General features: G+C 70.2%; 19 protein-coding genes and 1 tRNA gene. 8 read left to right on the top strand and 12 right to left on the bottom strand.

Going from position 1 to position 20729, the window contains the following annotated elements; genetic code table 11:
- Positions 1-133: 133 nt before the first annotated feature.
- Complete coding sequence (locus QQ657_RS12275; RefSeq protein ID WP_284742202.1) at positions 134-937, bottom strand: hypothetical protein; 804 nt, start codon at positions 935-937, stop codon at positions 134-136.
- A 24-nt stretch (positions 938-961) separates the two neighbouring features.
- Positions 962-2182 (bottom strand): cytochrome P450 family protein, encoded by a 1221-nt coding sequence (locus QQ657_RS12270; protein WP_284742201.1) that lies wholly within the window; start codon positions 2180-2182, stop codon positions 962-964.
- Between the two features lie 337 nt (positions 2183-2519).
- Between QQ657_RS12270 and QQ657_RS12265 the strand changes: the two genes are divergently transcribed.
- Complete coding sequence (locus QQ657_RS12265; protein WP_284742200.1) at positions 2520-3560, top strand: NAD(P)-dependent alcohol dehydrogenase; 1041 nt, start codon at positions 2520-2522, stop codon at positions 3558-3560.
- Positions 3561-3770: 210 nt separating this feature from the next.
- Positions 3771-4955, top strand: coding sequence for an acyltransferase family protein (locus QQ657_RS12260; RefSeq protein ID WP_284742199.1), 1185 nt, complete (start codon positions 3771-3773; stop codon positions 4953-4955).
- A 53-nt stretch (positions 4956-5008) separates the two neighbouring features.
- Here the strand turns inward: QQ657_RS12260 and QQ657_RS12255 are convergent, their stop codons facing one another.
- From QQ657_RS12255 to QQ657_RS12240, 4 genes are all read right to left on the bottom strand, one after another.
- Positions 5009-5848 carry an SCO6745 family protein gene (locus QQ657_RS12255; RefSeq protein WP_434056733.1) on the bottom strand — a complete coding sequence of 280 codons (840 nt, stop codon included), beginning with the start codon at positions 5846-5848 and terminating at the stop codon, positions 5009-5011.
- Positions 5849-6015: 167 nt separating this feature from the next.
- A complete protein-coding gene (locus QQ657_RS12250) occupies positions 6016-7356 on the bottom strand; it encodes an extracellular solute-binding protein (RefSeq protein WP_284742197.1) in 1341 nt (446 codons plus the stop codon).
- A complete protein-coding gene (locus QQ657_RS12245) occupies positions 7353-8714 on the bottom strand; it encodes a condensation domain-containing protein (RefSeq protein WP_284742196.1) in 1362 nt (453 codons plus the stop codon). Before QQ657_RS12245 ends, QQ657_RS12250 begins: the two co-directional genes overlap by 4 nt.
- A 16-nt stretch (positions 8715-8730) precedes the next feature.
- Positions 8731-10227, bottom strand: coding sequence for a 4-hydroxyphenylacetate 3-hydroxylase family protein (locus QQ657_RS12240; RefSeq protein WP_284742195.1), 1497 nt, complete (start codon positions 10225-10227; stop codon positions 8731-8733).
- Positions 10228-10505: 278 nt separating this feature from the next.
- Between QQ657_RS12240 and QQ657_RS12235 the strand changes: the two genes are divergently transcribed.
- From QQ657_RS12235 to QQ657_RS12220, 4 genes are read left to right on the top strand one after another with little or no spacing between them, the layout of a single operon-like run.
- Positions 10506-11417 carry an acetylating acetaldehyde dehydrogenase gene (locus QQ657_RS12235; RefSeq protein WP_284742194.1) on the top strand — a complete coding sequence of 304 codons (912 nt, stop codon included), beginning with the start codon at positions 10506-10508 and terminating at the stop codon, positions 11415-11417.
- Complete coding sequence (dmpG, locus tag QQ657_RS12230) at positions 11414-12445, top strand: 4-hydroxy-2-oxovalerate aldolase (protein WP_284742193.1); 1032 nt, start codon at positions 11414-11416, stop codon at positions 12443-12445. The genes QQ657_RS12235 and dmpG overlap by 4 nt, the downstream gene beginning before the upstream one ends.
- Positions 12442-13458 (top strand): beta-ketoacyl-ACP synthase III, encoded by a 1017-nt coding sequence (locus tag QQ657_RS12225; protein ID WP_284742192.1) that lies wholly within the window; start codon positions 12442-12444, stop codon positions 13456-13458. The genes dmpG and QQ657_RS12225 overlap by 4 nt, the downstream gene beginning before the upstream one ends.
- 31 nt (positions 13459-13489) lie before the next feature.
- On the top strand, positions 13490-13726 hold the full coding sequence (locus QQ657_RS12220; protein ID WP_284742191.1) for an acyl carrier protein: 237 nt from the start codon (positions 13490-13492) through the stop codon (positions 13724-13726).
- Positions 13727-13747: 21 nt separating this feature from the next.
- Here QQ657_RS12220 and QQ657_RS12215 read toward each other — a convergent pair whose 3' ends face one another.
- Genes QQ657_RS12215 through QQ657_RS12205 form a run of 3 tightly spaced genes read right to left on the bottom strand, consistent with a single transcriptional unit; the run spans position 13748 to position 16213 of the window.
- Positions 13748-14515, bottom strand: coding sequence for an SDR family NAD(P)-dependent oxidoreductase (locus tag QQ657_RS12215; protein WP_284742190.1), 768 nt, complete (start codon positions 14513-14515; stop codon positions 13748-13750).
- Positions 14508-15671, bottom strand: coding sequence for a pyridoxal phosphate-dependent aminotransferase (locus QQ657_RS12210; protein ID WP_284742189.1), 1164 nt, complete (start codon positions 15669-15671; stop codon positions 14508-14510). The genes QQ657_RS12215 and QQ657_RS12210 overlap by 8 nt, the downstream gene beginning before the upstream one ends.
- A 2-nt stretch (positions 15672-15673) precedes the next feature.
- On the bottom strand, positions 15674-16213 hold the full coding sequence (locus QQ657_RS12205) for a phosphopantetheine-binding protein (protein ID WP_284742188.1): 540 nt from the start codon (positions 16211-16213) through the stop codon (positions 15674-15676).
- 328 nt (positions 16214-16541) lie between these two features.
- On the opposite strand from QQ657_RS12205, the gene QQ657_RS12200 reads away from it, so the two are divergent.
- Together QQ657_RS12200 and QQ657_RS12195 are read left to right on the top strand one after the other, a co-directional pair.
- A complete protein-coding gene (locus QQ657_RS12200; RefSeq protein WP_284742187.1) occupies positions 16542-17708 on the top strand; it encodes an epoxide hydrolase family protein in 1167 nt (388 codons plus the stop codon).
- Positions 17709-17712: 4 nt separating this feature from the next.
- On the top strand, positions 17713-18957 hold the full coding sequence (locus QQ657_RS12195) for a cytochrome P450 family protein (RefSeq protein ID WP_284742186.1): 1245 nt from the start codon (positions 17713-17715) through the stop codon (positions 18955-18957).
- A 604-nt stretch (positions 18958-19561) separates the two neighbouring features.
- Here the strand turns inward: QQ657_RS12195 and QQ657_RS12190 are convergent.
- The 3 genes from QQ657_RS12190 to QQ657_RS12180 all read right to left on the bottom strand — a co-directional run bounded on the left by QQ657_RS12190 (position 19562) and on the right by QQ657_RS12180 (position 20530).
- The gene (locus QQ657_RS12190) at positions 19562-19765 is read right to left on the bottom strand and encodes a hypothetical protein (protein WP_284742185.1); all 204 of its coding nucleotides are present in this window, start codon (positions 19763-19765) and stop codon (positions 19562-19564) included.
- A gap of 335 nt (positions 19766-20100) precedes the next feature.
- Positions 20101-20177, bottom strand: a tRNA-Arg gene (locus QQ657_RS12185).
- Positions 20178-20401: 224 nt separating this feature from the next.
- Positions 20402-20530 (bottom strand): hypothetical protein, encoded by a 129-nt coding sequence (locus tag QQ657_RS12180; protein WP_284742184.1) that lies wholly within the window; start codon positions 20528-20530, stop codon positions 20402-20404.
- Between the last annotated feature and the right edge of the window lie 199 nt (positions 20531-20729).

The following is a 20729-nucleotide window of genomic DNA, read 5'->3' as shown; positions in this document are numbered from 1 at the left end:
CCCGCGACCGCCCCGCAAACCCCGAAACCCCCGCCCGGGGTAACGGCGGGTGTACTGTTCTTTACGGGTCGGGGGCAAAAAACGAGGGGCTTCCGCCGTGTCCGCACCAACGCGCCTCTTCGTGGCTTTCGGCTCAGTGGCCCTCGACCAGGTCGAGCACCACCTTGGCCACCTCCGGCGTCACGGCGTCGGGCCGTTCCGCGGGCGGCGGCGGCGTGATCCGGCACCGCTCCGGACCGGTCCCGGGCACCACGAACCCGGGCTCGTCGGTCAGCACCGAGATCGCGACTGCTTCCGACGGCACCTTCACGGGCTGGTCGTTGCGGCAGGCCAGCAGGAACGCGAGCCAGGTCCGGTACGACACCAGCAGCTCGGAGAACGCCAGAGGCGCCTTGCTGAGGCCGAGCCGTTTCGCGAGCCCCGCCAGCCCCTCGTTCATGAGCTGTTCCATCCCCGCGATGCAGGACCACGGATCGCCGTCCAGGTCCGGGAGGGGCAGATCGGCCACGCCCAGCTTTCCCTGGAACTCCGCGAACCGCTCGGTGACGTGGTCCGTGCCCGGCCAGGTCGGCTGCACCAGGATGGCGGTGACCTCCCGGTCGCCGGCCAGCCGGTCGGCGATCTGCAGGGACAGCGCCGCGGCGCTGCAGTGGCCCACGACGAACACCCGCCGGTCGGGTGCCGCGGACGATTCGGCGGCGCGGAACAGGGCCGCGGTCTCGTCCGCCAGTTCCGGCACGGCGGCGTAGAGCCGGTCGCCGGAGACCGCACCGCGTGGGTCCACCTGGTGAACCGAGTGACCGGCGGCCGCATCGCTCACCAGCTTGCTGAGCCGCGGCGCCGCGGTGAGCGGCTGGAAGTCCGCAACCAGGATGGCCGCCCCGTCCCCGGAGCTGAGCCGGCTGCACAGTGGTCTGGTACCCACGACGGCCTGCATCGAAGTTTCCTTTCCTCGGGCGCTTCAGCCCTTCAGCAGCAGCGGGACTTCCGCGGGCCCGTTGAAGATGAACGTCGCCGCGGGCTTCAGCTCGGTGGCCGGGACGGCCAGCTTGAGGTCGGGGAACCGCTCGAACAGCGCCGGCAGCGCGACCATCGCCTCCATGGTGGCCAGCGCCGGGCCGAGGCAGCGGTGCCGGCCGTACCCGAAGCCGAGGCTGCTCTTGTCCTCGCGGGTGATGTCGAACTCGTCGGCGGTGTCGCCGTACTTCGCGGGGTCGCGACCGGCCGCGAGGTAGTTGATGAGCACCAGGTCGCCCTTGGCGATGGTCACCCCGCCGATCTCGATGTCCTCGAGCGCGCAGCGGAACGGCATCGAGCCGACGGCACCGTCCTTGCGGACCTCCTCGTCCCACGCCTCTTCCCAGCTCGCTTCCCCGGAGCGGATCGCGGCGAGCTGGTCCGGGTGCGTCAGCAGGTCGACCAGCGTGTGGCACAGGACATTGGCCGTGGTTTCCGTGCCACCGCCGATGAGCAGGTGCACCGAGCCGACGACCTCTTCGTCGGTGAGGGGCGCCTCGTCGTCTTCCGTCGCCTTGATGATGATGGTGGTGAGGTCGTCGCCCGGCTCGCGCCGCTTGGTCTCGACCAGCCGGCCGAGCGCCTCGTGCCACTGGTGGAGGTTGGCCTCGGCCTCCTCGGCGGTGTTGTCCGTCTTCGCGTTCACCTGGGCGCCCTGCAGCATGGCCTTCTGGTCCTCTTCGCGGATTCCCAGCAGGTCGCACACGAGGATGGTCGAGAGCGGGTAGAAGAACCGGCCCTTGACGTCCACCACCTCGTCGGCGGGCACCGTAGCGAGCTCGTCGAGGAGGCGGTTCACGATGCCTTCGATGATCGGCCGGGACTTCGCCACCTGGCGGCTGGTGAACGCCCGCGCGACGAGCTTGCGGAGGCGGTCGTGCTCCGCGCCGTCCCGGGTCTGCATGTTGTCCATGGCGACCCAGGTGAACAGCTCCCAGTCCTGCGGCACGCGGCCCGCCTGGAACTCGGGCCAGTTGTCCTTGGTGTTCTTCGCGATCCGCGGGTCGACGAGCAGCTGCCTCGCCTCTTCGTAACCGGTCACCGACCACGCGGTGTATCCGCCGTGCAGTTCGACCTGGGTGACCGGACCGCGGGCGCGCAGGTTCTTGTTCTCCTGGTGGAGATCACTGCCGCTCCGGTCCAGTACGTACGGGCACTTGTCCATTTCTTACTCCACACTGCCGGCGACACCGGAAAAGGTTCAAAGACTGGGAGTGCTGATCCCGGCCGGGACAGGAATCTCTTGAATCATCCGCACATTCCGCGCCACCGGCGTCTCGCAGGCTGCTCCGAATCGGCGCACCCGGGAGGTTGCCGGACGGGCCGGACACGGAACCGGACCCGGACCGGGACTGCCCGTTACCTCCCCCTTGCGCGGATCCCGCGCGACCCGGTTCGCGCCAACCGGTTCGGCAACTTGGGATACGCGGTGGGCGGGACGCGGCTGGTTGACTCGGTGACACCGTTTGGTCTTACGAGTCCCGTGAGGAGAGTGCTGAGCCTTGTTCACCACTGAGGCGATTGCCGCACCGGCAGAAGGTGCCCCGCTCGGGGCAGCGACGATCGACCGTCGCGAGGTCGGGCCGCAGGACGTGCTGATCGACGTGGCGTACTGCGGGATCTGCCACACCGACATCCACCACGTGCGCGGGGAGTGGGGGCCGCAGCCCTACCCGCTGGTACCCGGCCACGAGATCGTCGGGACCGTCACCGCGGTCGGCGCGGAGGTCACGCGGTTCTCGCCAGGGGACCGGGTCGGGGTCGGCTGCATGGTCCGCTCCTGCGGGGACTGCGCGAGCTGCGAGGCCGGGCAGGAGCAGGACTGCGCGGGTATGGTCGGCACCTACGGCGGCACCGACGCCGACGGCACCGTCACCCAGGGCGGCTACTCCGGGAAGATCGTGGTCGGCCAGAACTTCGTCCTCCGCGTCCCGGAAAGCCTCGACCCGGCCGGTGCCGCGCCGCTGTTGTGCGCCGGTGTCACCATGTTCTCCCCGCTGCGCCGCTACGGTGCCGGCCCGGGCAAGAAGGTCGCCGTGCTCGGGCTGGGCGGCCTCGGCCACGTCGGCGTCAAGCTCGCCGTCGCCATGGGCGCCGAGGTCACCGTGCTTTCCCAGACGCTGAAGAAGCTCGAGGACGGCCAGCGTCTCGGCGCGACCCACTATTACGCGACCAGCGACGCCGACGCCATCGCCGGGCTCGCCGGCCGGTTCGACCTCCTGATCAGCACCGTCACCGCGGCCCCCGAAGTCGCCACTCTGCTGTCCCTGCTGGCTCCCGGTGGCACCCTGGTGAACGTCGGCCTCCCCGGCGAACCCCTTGTCCTGCCCGCCTTCTCGCTCGTCATGGGGCGCAAGACCCTCGCCGGCTCCCTGTTCGGCGGCATCGCCGAGACCCAGGAGATGCTCGACTTCTGCGCGGCCCACGGCATCACCGCGGACGTCGAGGTCATCACGCCCGACGCCGTCAACGCCGCCTACGACCGCGTCCTGGCTTCCGACGTCCGGTACCGCTTCGTCATCGACACCGGCAGCCTTTCCTGACCCGGGTGGGAAAGCCCTTGGGTGATCACGCTTCTCGCTCGAGGAGTGCGTTCACACCAAGGGCTTTCCCATTCGCGTCTCCGGGAGACGTCACTCCCGGCGCTCGTCCGGGTACCCCGCGCGTGCAATTCTAGAAGGCGTCGGCACGTGTTCCCCCGTGCGAAACTCCTGGTGCTGCCAATCACGAAAGCAGGAGCAGGGAGTAGATCCATGTCGCAGGAAGCAACCCTATCCCGCTCGGGGCCATCCCCGGCGCGAAATCTGACCACGCGTTTGCCGTCGCTGACCGGACTCCGTTTCATCGCGGCGTTGATGGTGTTCGCCTTCCACGCGATCGTCCTGGCTCCCTTCGCCTCGGAAGGCGCTCAAACCGTCACGAACACACTGTTCGGTGGGGGCGGCTTCACCGGCGTGACCTTCTTCTTCATCCTGAGCGGGTTCGTCCTCACCTGCGCCGTGCGGCCGCGGGACAGCGCCCCGAAGTTCTGGCGCAGAAGGTTCTTCAAGATCTACCCCAACCACCTGATCACCTTCGCGGTCGCGCTCATCCCGATCACCGCGATCACCGGCACGGTCCTGCAGGGCGGCGTGCTGAACGCGCTGCTGCTGCAGAGCTGGAGCCCCAGCCTCGAGGTCCGCACCAGCTTCAACCCGGTCGCCTGGTCGCTGTCGTGCGAGCTGCTGATGTACGCGGCGTTCCCGTTCATCATCAAGCTGATCAACAAGGTCCGGCCGGAGCGGCTGTGGCTCTGGACGCTCATCTCGGCCGCTTCGGTGCTGTCCCTGCCGAGCTTCGCCAAGCTGCTGCCGGCCGGCCAGCAGTTCCCGCAAGGCTTCAGTGACCTCGAGCTGTGGTTCGTCTTCCACTGCCCGGCGGGGCAGCTGCTGACGTTCATCTTCGGCATCTTCATGGCCAAGGTCGTGCTCGCCGGGCGGCGGCTCCCGCTGAAGCTCGGCGGAGCGGTCGCCCTGACCATCGGCGCCTACTTCGTCACCCCGCTGTTCGGGCCGCTCTACCAGTTCAGCGCCGTCATGCTGATCCCGCTCGGCCTGCTCATCGCCGCCGGCGCGCGGGCCGACCTCGATCGGTTGCCGACGTTCCTCGGCACCCGGCTGATGGTCTGGCTGGGCGACATCTCGTTCGCCTTCTACATGTGGCACCACCTGGTGCTCGTCACCGGCCACAACCTGCTGGGCCAGGGGGAGAACTGGAGCACGCTGACCTCGGCCGCGGTGCTGGCCCTGCTGTTCGCGGTGACCCTGCTGCTGTCCTGGGTGACGTTCAAGTTCGTCGAACAGCCCATCATGAAGCGGTTCGCCACTTCCCGGCGCGGGCGCGGCAACGCCGTGATCACGTCCGTCCCGACCGGAAACCAGGTCGATCGCGCCGCCTGAGCGCGGTGGCTGCACGCAAAGGGCGCCCGGAGCGATCCGGGCGCCCTTCGCCGTCAGTCCCGGACCGGCGCCGGAATCCCCGCGGCCACCAGCTTCGCGGTGATCGGGGTCAGCGCGGCCACCAGCTCGTCGAGCTCGGCGGGCGAGAGAGCGTGGTACGGCGGGGTGGCGAGGTCGTCGGTGAGGGCTTCGATGTGCTGCTTGGTCTTGCGGCCGGCGTCGGTGAACCAGCCGTCTTCGTCGACGAACCCGCGCTCGCGCAAGCCGGCCATGACCGCGGCCAGCCGCTCCTTCGGCAGGTGGTGGACGCGGCCGAACGACTCCGGCGGATGGATTCCCATCTCGAGTGCGGACAGCACGTGGGACTCCGTGCCGCCGATGCCCGCGCCGACGAGTGCGGCGATGTGCCCGTCGCACCGGTGCTCGCGCAGCATGGTCGCGGAATGCCACAGCCGGGCGACGGGGTCGCCCGGCACCGGCTGGGCGCGCATCCCGGCGTACATCATCCGGCCTTCGGTCGGCGCGCTCGTCGCGGCCTTGGTGGTCAGGTCGGCGGCGCGCAGCACGCCCGGGGAGCCGGCCGCCTCGCCGAGGATCCGACGCAGGGAGGCCGCGCTGCCCCGTTCCCGCGCGGCGACGGAAGCCTCGGGCGGGATCGTCTCCCACACGCCGGGGATGTGCCGCGCGGCCTCGCCGTCGGCGAAGCTGTAGAAAGCCGCGTGCACGACGTGGGCCGGTACTCGCCCGAGCGGCGCGGCGCGGCTGGCGAAATAGCCGTCCCAATAGGTGCGGTGGCCGAGCGCGGCCAGCTCCTCGTTGCATTCGTCGGCGAAGAAGGTGACCAGGCAGATCGGCTCGAGGAGCTCGAACATGCGACGGGCAAGGCAAGTCATGACGGACATCATGCACGCGGTCACGTTCCGTTGACCAGGCCGGCCGCCGGTATTCCCGCCGATCGTGCATTTCGTGGCCGCGGGCATCTCCGAAATTGCGGAGTTCCTTGACAGCGAACGGTCCTTTCCTCGCGGAATGCGCGAAGAAAGGACCGTTCGTGTGCGCGTCAGCCCGCCAGGAGGTCGTCCGGGGTCACGGGCGGGTAGGCGAGGGCCGCCGCGTTGTAGCGGTCGAGCAGCCGCTGCGCTTCTTCGGTCGCCGCGCGGAACCGGGCCGCCGGCTCCGCGTCCCGGAGCAGCACGTCCTCCATCGCCTCGGTGAGGACGATGTTGATGCCGTTGAGGTTGCCGACCATCGGGCCGGCCGCCGCCGGGGTCCGCTCCGCCGACGTCACCTGCGCGGTCGCGCTCTGGAAACCGGGGAAGGGGTCGGTCCAGTCGTCCGCCGTCGTCCGCTCGTAGGACGCCTGGGTGATCGGCAGCGAAGTCATCGGGTTCCCGGGAACGCTGATCCGGGTCACCGCGTGCTCCGCGTTGAGCTGGTGCTGGAGGAAGGCAAGAGCACCGTCCTCCTTCTCCTTCGGCAGGCCCGCGGCCAGGAAGAGGGAATGGCCGCCGAGGGGACCGCCGGGGGAGCGCTGCTCGTCCGGGCGCGGCAGCTGGCCCGCCGTGAGCTCGAAGCCGGCTTCGGCGGCCATGCCGACCATCATCTGGCCGACGGCCGAAGACGTGACGACGAACGCGATCTCCTGCCGCGCGAAGGCCTGCATGCAGGTGAAGTAGTGGAGTTCCTCGGTCGGGAGGTAGTGGCCGCTGTCGAGCATCTCCTTCCACCAGCTGGCATAGCCGAGCATTTCCGGCGAGTCCAGGAAGACCCGGGTGGCCCGGCCGGTCCGGCCGTTGCCGCCGTTGGTGAGCAGCGCGCCCTGGCCGGCGAGCTCCTGGTGGAACACCCAGCCGTAGTTGGGCCAGCTGACGCCGTGCCCCGGCCCGTCCGGCAGCGCGGCGATGGTGGCGCACGCGGCCGTGAGGTCCTTCCACGTCACGGGCATCCGCTCGATCCCGGCGCGGTCCAGCACGGTTTTGTTGGCGTACAGGAGGTTCGTCGTCACCATGCTCGGCACGGAGACCAGTTCACCGCCGACGCTGTAGTATTCGCGCACCGTGGGCACGAGGTCCTCGATGACCACCGGCTCGCCGAGAATCTCGGTCCGGCCGCCGATCGCGCGCTGGATCGGGACGAACATCGGTGCGCCGTCGGCCGCGCGGGTGTCCAAAGCGGTCTGCGTGGACGAGTACGTGTACTCCACGACGTCCGGCGGGTTCCCCAGCGCGATCGCTTCGGCGACCGTCTCGGGCATCAGGTGCACCTCGACCCGGCGGATGCGCACGTCGTACTCCGGGTGGGCCCGGTTGAACGACTCGGCCGCGAGCACCAGCGGGTCGCCGAAGCCGGGCAGCGTGCTGTTCGGGCTTTCCGTGATCCATAGCTCGATGACTGTCGTCACGCGAATCCTCCGCCGTTGTGCGACTTTCCGGACGTCTGCCCACGCTGCCAGGCCTGGTCCGGCCGGTCGGCCATCGCCAGGATCAGGTCGATGTAGTCCGAACCCCAGCGATCGACCGTGCTCGCGTCGACCGCGCTGGGTTCGTACTCGACGACACACCGGAATTCGCCCGTGGGAACGACGAGGAAGGTCCAGATGAACGCGCCGCGGCGGAACGAGGACGGCTGTTCCTCCGCCAGGGTCACCGGTTCGACGCTGGTGGTGAACTCGGTGTCCTCGTGGTCCGCCGGCGAGCTGATGTAGTTGAACCCGGCCGGCAGGGCCAGCGGATCGCCGGACCCCTTCATCAGGTCGGGGTACAGCTCGAGGATCGACCCCAGGGGCAGCTGGTGCTGCTGGGCTTCCGCGCTCGCCTTGCGGGCCCGGAGCATGAGGTCGGCGAAGCTCTCGCAGTCGCCGAACTCCAGGCGAACGGGAACGAGGTTGGCGAAGAACCCGATGGTGTCGTAGAACTCCCGCGCCGGCCGGCCGCTGTTCACGGTCAGCAGGGTGAGGTCGGCCCGGCCGGAGATCTTTTCCACGAGCGCCATGTACGCGGCCAGGAAGACGTGCCAGACGCTGCAGCGGTGCCGGGCCGCGCTCGCGGTGACCTTCGCGAGGGTGTCCGGATCGATCGTGAAGTTGCGCACCTCGGCCCGCGGCGCCTGCGTGCCGGGGCTGAAGGGCCGGTCGGTGGGCATCGTGCACATCTCGGCACCGGCCAGCTTGCCCTGCCAGAAGCGCCGGGCCGCCGTCGCCCGCTCGCCCCGCAGGAACTCCTGTTCCCAGGAAGCGAACTCGCGGTACGGAACCGGGTTCGGCAGCGTGTGCGGCACCCCGGTCACGCGGGCGCGGTAGCAGGCCGCGATTTCGCGGCGGAGCACGCCGATCGACCAGCCGTCGCTGAAGAGGTGGTGGGACAGGAGGGTGAGCACGGCGTCGTGGTCGTCGAACCGGTGCAGGGTGGCGCGCAACGACGGCGTGTCCGCGAAGGACATCGGCTCTTCGTTCAACGCGGTCAGCAGCTCGATGGCGACCTCGTCGCGGGAGCGGCCGGGCGCCGGCGCGACGTCGTGCACGGCGAGCGGAACCGGCATCGGCGGCAGCACCACCTGGAACCCGCGGGTCCCGTCCGTCTCGTCGTAGTCGAGCCGGGTGCGCAGGGCTTCTTGCCGTTCCACCACTTCGTCGAGCGCGCCTTCGAGCGCGTCGACGCGCAGTTCCCCCTTGATGCGGAGGGCGAGTGCGACGATGTGCTTGGTCGAGCGTCCCAAGCCGTCCGGGTCCAGCTGCCGCGAACTCAGCGGATACAGGTCCACAGTGGAGCTCCATACTCTATCGGGTGAGGTCGGGTACCTGCCAGCCGTCCAGGTCGTACTCGGCGAGGCAGCGGTCGACGAACGCGCGGTAGCCGTCCAGCTTCCCGTCGCCGATCTGGCCGCGCAGCAGCTCGATCCTGGTGTTTTCGTGGTTTCCGGTGTAGTTGAGCTCGTAGAGCTCGTGCCGGCCGCCGAATTCGGTGCCGACCGCGTCCCAGAGGAGCTTCATCACCTTCACCCGCTCGACCGCGTCGACGCCGTGCGAGCCACGCAGGTAGGCGTCCAGGTACGGCCGGATTTCGGCGTTGTGGAAGTCGTCCGCGCCGGAGGGCAGGTAGATCAGCCCGCTCGCGATGTCCTGGAGCACGATCTCCTTGACCCGGGCGTAGCCGACCTGGGAGAACCACCGGTAGGCCATGATGTAGTCCGGGTTGGGCAGGACCGCGCCGTCCCGCCACATCACCGGGTTCCGCGCCGCCGCGTCCGACAGGCCCCAGAACAGGTTCCGCCAGGCGAGCACCTCGCCCAGCCGGGCCTGCACGCCGTGGAAGCCGGCGGCGCCGGTGATGTCCAGTGCCTTCGCCAGCAGCCCGGCGATGAACTCGAGCTTCACCGCGAGCCGGGTGCAGCCGTGGAACATGGCCCGCTCGAAGAACCCGGAGTGCCCGCTGAACATGCCGACCTTGACGGCGTCGCCGTAGATGAACACGTTCTCCCACGGGATCAGCACCTTGTCCAGCACCAGGATGGCGTCGTTCTCGTCCATCCGGGAGGACAGCGGGTAGTCGAACGGGCTGCCGGTCGCCTCCGCCGCCGCCGCGTACGACTGGCGGCAGATCAGCTTCAGCCCGGGCGCGTCCATCGGCACGGTGGCCACGATGGCGAACTTGCGGTCCTTGATCGGCAGGCCGGTGTGGGCGATGAAGTTGTAGTGCGTGAGCGCGGAGTTCGTCGCGACGACCTTCGCGCCGGTCACGACCACGCCGCTGTCGGTCTCCCGCTCGACGTGCACGAACACGTCGCCGACCTGGTCCGGCGGCCGGTGCCGGTCCACCGGCGGGTTCACGATGGCGTGGTTCCAGTAGAGGACCTTCTCCTGCGACTCCCGGTACCAGCGCCGCGCGTTGGCGGCGAAGGGGTTGTAGAACTCGGCGTTCGCGCCGAGCGTGCCGAGCAGCGAGGCCTTGTAGTCCGGGCTGCGCCCCATCCAGCCGTAGGTCAGCCGGGACCACGTGGCGATGGCCTGCTGGTCGGCGACCAGGTCGGCGGCGCTGTGCGGCGTGGTGAAGAAGCGGTGCGTGTAGCCGTCGGAACCGTCGGCGTCGGTGGCGGTGGTGAGCACGTCCCGGTGCTCCGGGTCGTGCAGCGCGTCGTAGAGCCGGGCGATCATCCGGGCCGGGTTGCGGAACGCGGGGTGCTCGGTGACGTCGTCGACCCGCTTGCCGTGGTGGTAGATCTCCCGTCCGTCGCGGATGCTCTCGAGGTACTCGGCGCCGGTCAACGGCCGTGTCATGGCATTCTCCGGTTTGGCTCGGCACATTCGGCTGGGGTCGGGAAAAGAACACGCGCAGCCTTTTTCGCGGGGTCGTCTTCGCGCTCTCGGTAAGTATGCTCCGGTCTCGGATCCGGTCATCTTCATGCTTGCTCGCCGGGGCCGGCCGGCGGCCACGCAACCTGGGAGACGTTGGCCGGCGCGCTTTCCGGCAATCATGGATACCCATGGGCTCTGCGCCCCTCGACGATTTCCCGCGACAGATCACTCGAGCCGTTCTCTCACGTCAGGAGTGACGAATGATCCACAACGACAACCGGACGGCGCCCGGCCGGCTGTCCGTGGCTGTGCTCGGCGCGGGCCTCATCGGCATCGACCTCATGACCAAGGTCATCCGTTCCGACCGGCTGGAGCTCGGGCTCGTCGCGGGCCGGGACGAAGCCACGTCGGGACTGCGGCAGGCCGCCAAGCTCGGCGTGCCGGTCGCGGCCGGCGGCATCCAGTCCCTTGTGGACAACGAGCGTCCGTTCGACGTCGTGTTCGACGCCACCAGCGCGGCCGCCCACGCCGAGCACGTCGAGAAGCTCGCGCCCTTCGGCACGATGCTCATCGACCTGACGCCCAGCCGCAACGGGCAGATGATCTTCCCGACCGTCAACCGGGCGGACATCGCCACGCACCGCGACTTCAGCATGGTGAGCTGCGGCGGGCAGGCGGCCGTGCCGATCCTGCACGCGATCACGCGGGCCCACGAGATCGACTACATCGAGGTGGTGACGACCGCCGCCACGCTGAGCATCGGCCGCGGCACGCGCATGAACCTCGACGAATACGTGGACACCACGCAGGAGGCGGTCCGCAGCTTCACCGGCGTCGCGGATGTCAAGGCGATCCTCAACATCAGCCCCGCGCGGCCGCCCGCGACCTTCCGGGTCGCCATGTCCTTGCTGGGCAAGGATCTCACCGCCGAGTCGTTGCGCTCGGCCGTGCAGGGCGCCGCGGCCGAAGTCCGCTCGTTCGCCCGGGGGTTCGCGGTGAAGGCGTGCAGCGTGGACGACGGCAAGGGTTTCGTCGCCGTGGAGGTCACCTCGTCCGGGGACCGCATCCCGCGGTACGCCGGGAACCTCGACATCATCAATTCCGCCGCGCTCCTGGTCGCGGAGAGCTACGCGGCGGACCGGCTCCCGATGGCAGGCGTGGTGAACTCATGAGCGAGGCAACGGGCAAGCCGATCCAGATCCACGACCCGAGCCTGCGCGACGGCCACCACGCCGTCCGGCACAGCCTCGCCGCGGAGCAGCTTCGCGCGTACGCGCTGGCCGCGGACGCGGCGGGCGTCCCGGTGGTCGAGGTCGGCCACGGCAACGGGCTGGGCGCCTCCTCGCTCCAGGTCGGCCGGGCCAGGCTCAGCGACGACGAGATGCTGTCGATCACCCGCGACGCCCTGACGACCAGCAAGCTCGGCGTCTTCATGCTGCCCGGCTGGGGCACGATCAAGGACCTCGACAACGCCATCGCGCACGACGTCGACCTGGTGCGCATCGGCACCCACTGCACCGAGTCGAGCCTGGCCGAACGGCACCTCGGTTACCTGCGCGAGCGGGATGTCGAGGCGCACGCCGTGCTGCTGATGAGCCACATGGCGACCGTCGAGCAGCTCGCCGGGCACTGCGCGCGCCTGGTCGGGTTCGGGGCGACCGGGGTGGGCATCATGGACTCCGCGGGCCACTACCTGCCGGCCGACGTCACCGAGCGCATCACGGCCATGTGCGGCGCCGTCGACGTGCCGGTGATGTTCCACGGGCACAACAACCTGGGCATGGCGGTGGCGAACTCCATCGCGGCGGCCGACGCGGGAGCGTCCATCCTGGACGCGTGCGCCCGGGGTTTCGGCGCCGGGGCGGGCAACACCCAGCTCGAGGTCCTGGTGCCGGTGCTCGAGCGCGTGGGCTACCGCACCGGCATCGACCTCTACCGGCTCCTGGACGCGGCGGACATCGCCGAACGGGAGCTGATGCCGGCGCCGCCCAAGGTCGATTCGCTCTCCATCGTCAGCGGCCTGGCCGGGGTGTTCTCCGGGTTCAAGCCCCGGGTGCTCGACATCTCGGCCCGCGAGGGCGTCGACCCGCGTGACGTCTTCTTCGAGCTCGGCCGCCGCCAGGCGGTCGCGGGCCAAGAGGACCTCATCGTCGACGTCGCGCTGGCCCTGCGGGGCGCCGGGGCCGGGGACGAGTCGTGACGGATCCGGTGGATCGCGCGGTCCTGTGCGGCATCGGGTACTGGCTGCCGGACCGGACGGTCACCAACGCACAGCTGTGCGAGCGGCTCGACGTGTCGGAGGACTGGATCGAGGGACGGACCGGGATCTCCCGCCGCCGCTGGGTCGAGCCGGGTGAAGCCACGTCCGACCTCGCGGTCGAGGCGGGCCGGGCCGCGCTCAAGTCGGCGGGCGGCGGGCCGGTCGACGCCGTCGTGCTGGCGACCACCACCCCGGACTACCGCTGCCCGGCGACCGCGCCCGACGTGGCCGCGCGCCTCGGCCTGAGCGGCGTCGCCGCCTTCGACGTCTCCGCCGTGTGCACCGGGTTCGTCTACGGCTTGGCGACGGCGGCGGGCTTCATCGCGGCCGGGCTGGCCGAGCGCGTCCTGCTGATCGCCGCCGAGGCGTTCTCCACCCTGCTCGACCCGGACGACCCGACGACCCGGCCGATCTTCGGCGACGGGGCGGGCGCGGTGGTGCTGCGGCGTGGCCGGGCCGGTGAGCCGGGTGCGGTCGGCCCGCTCGTGCTGGGCAGCGACGGCGACCGCAGCGAGCTGATCACGGTCAAGGCCGGCGGCTCGCGGCTGCCCCTCCGGGAGTCGGCTCCCGACGACGGGTCGCAGTACTTCCGGATGCGCGGCCGCGAGGTGTTCCGGCAGTCGGTCGAGCGGATGAGCGCCGCGGCGACCGAGGCGCTGGCGGCGGCGGGCTGGCAGCTGGGCGACGTCGACCGGGTGATCACCCACCAGGCGAACGCGCGCGTCAGCGCCGCGCTGGCCACCCGGCTCGGCCTGGCACGGGACGCGGCGACGACGAACATCGCCGAAGTCGGCAACACCGCCGCCGCCTCGATCCCGGTCCTGCTGGCCCAGGCGGCCGCGAACGGGACCCTCGAGCCCGGCCACCGGGTGCTGCTCGCCGCGTTCGGCGGCGGCCTCACCTGGGGTGCCACCACGCTGACCTGGCCCGAGCTCGAAATCCACGACGCATAGGGCATCCAGCCAACGGACACGGGAGGACGCAATGTACGAGCTGCTGAAGTCGGTCATGACCGAGGTGCTGCTGCTGGACGCCGACGGAGTGCACCCGGACGCGAGCCGCGAAGACGCGGGCCTGGACTCCCTCGCCGTCGTCGAGCTGTCCATGGTGCTCACCGAGCGCCACGGCATCCGGATCACCGACGACGAGCTGCTCGAACTCGACACGGTGGCGGAGATCGTCGCGCTCATGGAGCAGCGGAAGCGGGCCGCGGCCGCCTGAGGGGCCCCGGCCCGCCGCCCGTCAGGTCCGCAGGTACGAGGCGCCGTTCAGGTCGAGGATGGTGCCGCTGGCCCACTCGGCCTCGGCGGAGGCCAGGTAGAACACGCCGGCGGCGATCTCGGCCGGCTCGGCGACCCGGCCGAACGGGCTCTGCGCCCGGATCTCGTCGCCGCCCGGCGGTTTGAGCCAGTCCGTGGTCATGTCCGTGGCCACGAAGCCGGGAGCCACGGCGGAAACCGCGATCCGGTACGGCGCGAGCGCGATCGCCAGTGACTGCGTCAGGGAGTTCACGGCCGCCTTGCTCGCCCCGTAGGCCGGCACCTCCGGCTCGCCGCGGAACGCGCCCCGGGACGAGACGTTGACGATCCGCCCCCCGCGTGCCTGCGCCTTCATGTGGTCGACCGCGCACCAGGTCACGTTGGCCGCGCCGATGAGGTTGACCCCCAGCGTCGCCTGCCAGTGCTTCTGCCAGGTCGCGTAGTCCACCTCCGTGATCGGGTGCGCGACGAAGATGCCGGCGTTGTTCACCAGGACGTCCAGACCGCTCAGCTGCCCGGCGGCGGAGTCCACCGCCGCCTGCACGGCTTCGGCGTCCAGCAGGTCGGCCTCGACGACGGCGTGCCCGCTGCCGTCGAGCCCGGCCACCAGGTCCCCGGCGGCGCCGGCCGGCACCTTGTCCAGGATCGCCACCCGGTCGCCGGCCGCCGCGAACCGCTTCGCGATGGCCCACCCGATACCCCGGGCCGCGCCGGTCACGAGGACCGCGCGCCCCCTCACGTTCTCACCCATGGGTCAGCTCCCCGTTCGCCAATCGGCCGACCGCGTCGGCCAGTACCTCGTCCGGAAGGGAAAAGCAGGCGCGGACGTACGGGCGATCCGGCTTGTCCAGGTAGAACGCCTCGCCGGGCACCGTGCCGACGAGGGTGTTCTCCAGCAGGATCTCGGCCGCTTCCACCCCGGTCGCCACGCCCATCCGCGAGCAGTCGACGAACAGGTAGTAGGCGCCCTCCGGTTCGTTGGGCGACAACCCGGCGGCGGCGAAGCCCGCCGCCAAGGTCCGCCGCTTCCGGTCGTACATCGCGCGGAAGTCGTGGTAGTAGTCCTCGCCCAGGTTCAGCGCCCGCGCGCCGAGCGCTTGCAGCGGAGCCGGTGCGCAGACCACGAACGAGTCGGCCGCGACCCGGACCGCGCCCATCAGCTGTTCCGGGCCGCAGGCGTAACCCAGCCGCCAGCCGGGAATGCTGAACGACTTCCCCAGCGACCCCAGCGTCACCGTTCGTTCGGCGAGGCTCCCGACCGTCGCCGCGGCGAGGTGGGGTTCCGGGCCGAAGTAGATGTCTTCGTACACCTCGTCGGTGATGACGAGCAGATCGTGGTCCTCCGCGACGGCCGCGACGATCTTGAGCTCCGCCGCGGTGAGCCGGCGCCCGCTCGGGTTGTTCGGCGTGCAGATGATCATCGCGCGCGTCCGGCCGGTGACGGCCGCCCGCAGCGATTCCTCGGTGATCTCGAAACCCGGCCCGGTCAGCCGGACCGGCTCCGGGGTCAGGGTGAGCATCCTGATCGAGGAAAGGTAGTAGCCGTAGAAAGGTTCGAACACGATGACGCCGTCGCCCGGGTCGAGCAGCGCCGTGAGCGTCGCCATGAGAGCGCCCGTCGCGCCCACCGTGGCCACGACCTGGGTGGCGGGCTCGACGCTGAGCCCGCTGCTGCGCTTCACCTTGTCGGCAACGGCTTCCCGGAAGACGGCGAGGCCTTCGGGCTGGCTGTACGAATGACCGATGTGCTCGAAGTTCCGCGCGCCGTCGGCCAGCAGCGAGGCCGGCGGTGGAACCTGGCTGAGCCCTTGCGCGAGGTTGACGGCGCCGAGCTCCTGGCAGCGCACCGTCATGGCCCCGATGGCGGACGCCTGCAGGCCCCGCATCCGGTCGGCAACCTTGACCATCGTCAGCCTCCGGTGCTCATCCGGTCCAGGAGCTGGTCGAGTTCCGCGACCGTGGGCGCGTCGAAGAGTTCGTTCATCGAGATCTCCAGGCCGAACGCCGGGCCCACGCGGCTCGCGATCAGCATGGCGTCGATCGATTCGCCGCCCATGATGAAGAAGTCGTCGTCGACACCGCACCGGGTCCGGGAGAGCACCTCGGCGAAGATCGTGCACAGCGCTTCCTGGCGAGGGGTGTCGGGTGACCGGTAGGGCAGCAGCCCGCGCAGGTCCGGAGCGGGAAGCGCTTGCCGCTCCGGAATTCCCTCGGCGTCGACCGGAATGGCGTCGACGACCACGATGGCGGCCGGCACCGCACTGCCCGGCAGCATTTCCCGGACGTGCTTGTGCAGCGCGACCAGATCGAGGCCCGGGCTGCTCGGCACGACGTAGGCCACCAGGACCTGACCGACCGGTTCCTGGGCGTGCGCCAGGACCGCGACGTCCGCGAGTCCGGGGTAGGCGGCCAGTACGTCTCGCACGTCCTGGATCGCAGTGACAGCCATCAGCCGCTCACCTTCCGTTCGGGCTTTGAGGGTCTCTCGGACAACCTTCGCAGGCCCGGGCCGGCCGGCAACCTTCCGCATTGCTCAGATTCCGGTCGCGGCCCGGCAATTCAAGAGTTGCGAATCGCGTATCGGTCGCGGCACGGTAGTGCTCGAACTGCGGAATTGTCGGCAGTGACCGCCGGGTCGCGGAACGAACGGCCGGAGACCGGGCAACGTAGGAGGTGCGCCGCCATTCGGCGTAGCGCGAGGATGGGTGCGCCGGAGGTCGGGCACACCATTCCGGCCGATTCCACGTCAGCCCCGATCGTACTGATTTGAGGCGAGCATGCAGCCGTACCGAGTCGAGATCCCGCAGGCAGCCATCGACGATCTGCACGAGCGGCTGGCCAACACCCGCTGGCCGGAGGAATTGCCCGGCACGGGGTGGGAGCGCGGCGTTCCGCTCGCTTATCTGAAGGAGCTCGCCGAATACTGGCGCACTTCTTATGACTGGCGCGCCACCGAAGCGGCGCTGAACAGCCACCCGCAGTTCGTCACCGAGATCGACGGCGCGACCGTCTACTTCCTGCACGTGCGCTCCCCGGAACCCGGCGCCCGCCCGCTGCTGCTCACCCACGCCTGGCCCGGTTCGGTCGCCGAATTCCTCGACCTGATCGGCCCGCTGTCCGACCCGCGCGCACACGGCGGCGACCCGGCCGACGCTTTCCACGTCGTGATCCCCGCGCTGCCCGGCTACGGTTTCTCCAGCCCGCTGCGCACGACCGGCTGGGACGTGCCGCGCATGGCGCAGGCCTGGGCCGAGCTGATGCGCCGTCTCGGCTACCGCGACTACATCGCCCAGGGCGGCGACGCCGGCGCGGTGATTTCGCTGGCACTGGGCACTTTGGACCCGGAGAACTGCGCCGGCGTGCACGTCAACATGCTGATGACCTTCCCGAGCGGCGACCCGGCCGAGCTCGCCGCGCTCGGCGAGGAAGACCTGGCGCGCCTCGGCCTGCTGGCCAAGTTCGACGAAGAGCTGTCCGGCTACATGAAGCTCCAGCAGACCCGGCCGCAGACGGTGAGCTACGCGCTCACCGATTCGCCGGTCGGCCAGCTGGCCTGGATCGTCGAGAAGTACAAGGAGTGGACCGACTCCGACAAGGTGCCCGAGGACGCGATCAGCCGCGACAAGATCCTCGACGCGGTCTCGATCTACTGGCTGACCGCCACCGCGGGCACGTCCGCGAACTTCTACTACGAGGGCGCCGCCGCGCTGCGCGCGATCGCCGCCGGTGAGAAGCCACCGCCCCCCGCCGTCCCGGTCGGGGTGGCGGTCTTCCCGCGCGACATCTTCCAGCCGGTCCGCAGCTTCGCCGACCGCGACCTGCCGACGCTCGCGCACTGGACGGAGTTCGACCGCGGCGGCCACTTCGCCGCGCTCGAGCAGCCCGAGTCGCTCGTCGGCGACATCCGCTCCTTCGCTCGTTCTCTTCAGCCCCTCGAAAGGTGAACCGATGGAAAGCCGTTGCCCAGTCCTGGACACGACGGGACGTGACATCCACGGAGAGGCCGCTCGCCTGCGGGCTCTGGGCCCGGCGACCCGGGTCGAGCTGCCCGGTGGCGTGCTCGCCTGGTCGGTCACCCGTGCCGAGGTGATCAAGAAGCTGCTCGCCGACTCGAGGGTCACCAAGAACGCGCGCAACTACTGGCCGAAGTTCATCAACGGCGAGATCCCGCCCGACTGGGAGATGATCAGCTGGGTCGCGATGGACAACATGGTCACCGCCACGGGCAAGGACCAGGTCCGGCTGCGCCGCCTGGTCGGAAAGGCCTTCACCCCCAAGCGAACCGAGGCCATCCGCCCGCGGATCGTGGCGCTGACCAACATGTTGCTCGACGCGCTCGCCGCCGCCGGCCCGGACGAGGTGGTCGACCTGCGCGAGCGGTTCGCCTACCCGCTGCCGGCCATGCTGGTCGCCGAGCTGATCGGGATGGACGAGCAGGCCCGCGCCGCCACGGCCAAGGTGATCGACATGATGGTGGACACGACGGTCACCCCCGAGCAGGCCCAGTCGGTCCTCGCCGGCTGGCGCGGCGCGATGGACGAGTTGATCGCGACCAAGCGCGCCAACCCGGGCGAGGACATCACGAGCGACCTGATCGCCGCCCGCGACGAGGACGGGTCCCGGTTGTCCGAGCAGGAGCTCGCCGACACGATCTTCGCGATCCTCGGCGCCGGCTCGGAGACGACGATCAACTTCTTCGACAACGCGATCACCGCGCTGCTCACCCACCCCGGCCAGCTGGAACTGGTCAAGTCCGGCGAGGTGGCCTGGAGCGAGGTCATCGACGAGACCTTGCGCGTCGAGTCCCCGCTCGCATCCCTCCCGCTGCGCTACGCGATGGAGGACATCGACCTCGGCGACGGCGTGACGATCCCCAAGGGCGACCCGATCCTGGTCAACTACGCGGCAATCGGCCGCGACCCGGCCATGCACGGCGAGTCGGCGTGCGAGTTCGACATAACCCGAGCCGACAAGGAACACCTGTCCTTCGGCCACGGCCCGCACTTCTGTCTTGGAGCCGGAATCGCTCGTCTGGTGGCCACTGTCGGCTTGTCCAGCCTCTTCGAGCGGTACCCGAACCTGGCGTTGGCCGTCGAGCCCGCCGAGCTTGAGCCCCTGTCCACGTTCATCATGAACGGCCACCGAGCCCTCCCGGTGCACTTGAAGGGCGCCGAGTCCGCCGCGGCCCAGTAGTTCTCCCGTCTACGAGGGGCGGCTTCTGCCGGCTTGCGCCGGGCAGGGGCCGCCTTTTCGTGCACCGTCGACGGTTCGGCGAAGTCCACATGGGAGCGCGGCCGGAGGCCGGCTCCCGGTGGCTGCCGAATCATCTGTGGACAAGGTCTGGTTGACCGCGCCACCAGGCGCCGGGCGTGCGCCCGGCCACGCCGCTCAGATGCCAGGTGCGCGCCTGGCCGCGCGGGTTGTGGCGCATCTCCGGCTTGCCCGGTCACGCCGCCGAGGCGGCGGGCGGGAACTTTGCCGCGCGGAGTGTGGCGTGCTGTCGGTCTGCTTGGCCGTGCCGCCAGGCACGGGGCGTGCGCCCGCCGCGCGGGTTGTGGGGCATTGCCAGCTCGCTCGGCCACGCCGCCGAGGTGACCGGTGTGCCCTTGGCTGCGCAGGTTGTGGTGCGTTGCCGGTTCGCCTGGCCATACCGCCGAGGCGGCGGGTGTGTCTGGCCGTGCGCGCTGTGGCGCATAGCCGGTTCGCCTGGCCAGGTCGGCCGGGCACCGGGCGTGCGTCCGGCCGCGCCTGCGTTTTGCTGGCAGCTGCCGCGCGTCTTGAGCAGCCTTGCGCGAGGTCAGGCGGCGTCCGATGTGGAGGGCGGTGGCTCGGCGGCCGGCCTTCCGGACTCCGGTGCCCGTTCGGCGCGCTCGGCCAGGTAGCGCAGCTTGGTCAGGTGGCGGCGGACGAGGCCGGCTCGGCGGGCTTCGTCCAGGACGGTGCGGGTCAGGCGGTTGGCCCGCCGGCGCCGGTGTCGTCCGCCGGGTTGTTCGGGGTCCACGGTGTGTTCAACCTCCTTCGTTCGGGGTGAGGTCGGTTCGCTCGATCGGGTTGTCTTGGCGGATGCAGTCGTACTGCGGGTGTCATCGCTGGGCGTGACGGCTCGGCTGCGGAACAGCACCTCACTGCCGGAGGTAACAAGGTTGTCTCGGGATGGGCTCGGTCGGGACCGTTGGGCCACCTGGCCGCTCACGCAGTGCGACTTCCGGACTCACCGTGCACGGGAACGCGGACGGGTGACCGTCCAAAGTGGGGATACGCCGACGGCGTCCGAAGAGGGGACCGGGCACGTGGCCAGGGTGCGTCGTGCGCAGCCGCGCACGACGTCTTCCCTGGTGGCGCCCCCGGCAGGACTCGAACCTGCGACCTAGAGATTAGAAGGCTCTTGCTCTATCCAGCTGAGCTACGAGGGCCCGCGCCGACGGCTGCTGCCGGTAACCCGGCACTGGCAGCTTAGTCGTCGCCATCCTCTCGATCGTTCGACACCGGCGAATCGTTTCAGGTCTCGTTCGACGGAATTCGGAACTTCGGGGGAAACGTCGTCGAGAGCGTGGTGTGGACCTCCTTGAGTGTCGGGTGCGGTGCTGAGGGTGACCGAACGGGCTTCCCGGCGCGCCGCGAACCTGTAATCTGGCGATCAGAAGGCTCTTGCTGTGTCCAGCCCGACCACGCTCGCCCGCACGACCAGCGGCCGGGCAGGCAGCGCCGCGAGCGTCCGCACGCCGCTGCCTCCCTGCCGCGGCGGGCGGCGCGGTGGTCGCCTCACCTCCCTGAACGTGACGCGGGTCGTCTGTGCGCTCTCCCGGCGACATCCCCTGACTCAGGCCAGACGTGCCTGGCCAGGTCGCCGGGTAAGGCGACTTCGCGGTCCAGGCCCACTGCGGCGAGCGCCCGGTCGGAGTGCACGCGGCCGCGGCCGGCCCAGCTGGGCGAGAGGGACCAGTCGAGGCGCCGGTCCGGGTGAC

The organism is Amycolatopsis ponsaeliensis (assembly GCF_030182635.1).
Taxonomy (GTDB): Bacteria; Actinomycetota; Actinomycetes; order Mycobacteriales; family Pseudonocardiaceae; genus Amycolatopsis; species Amycolatopsis ponsaeliensis.
The sequence above is the reverse complement of the archived record's forward strand: the minus strand, read 5'-3'. Positions and strand labels throughout refer to the sequence as shown.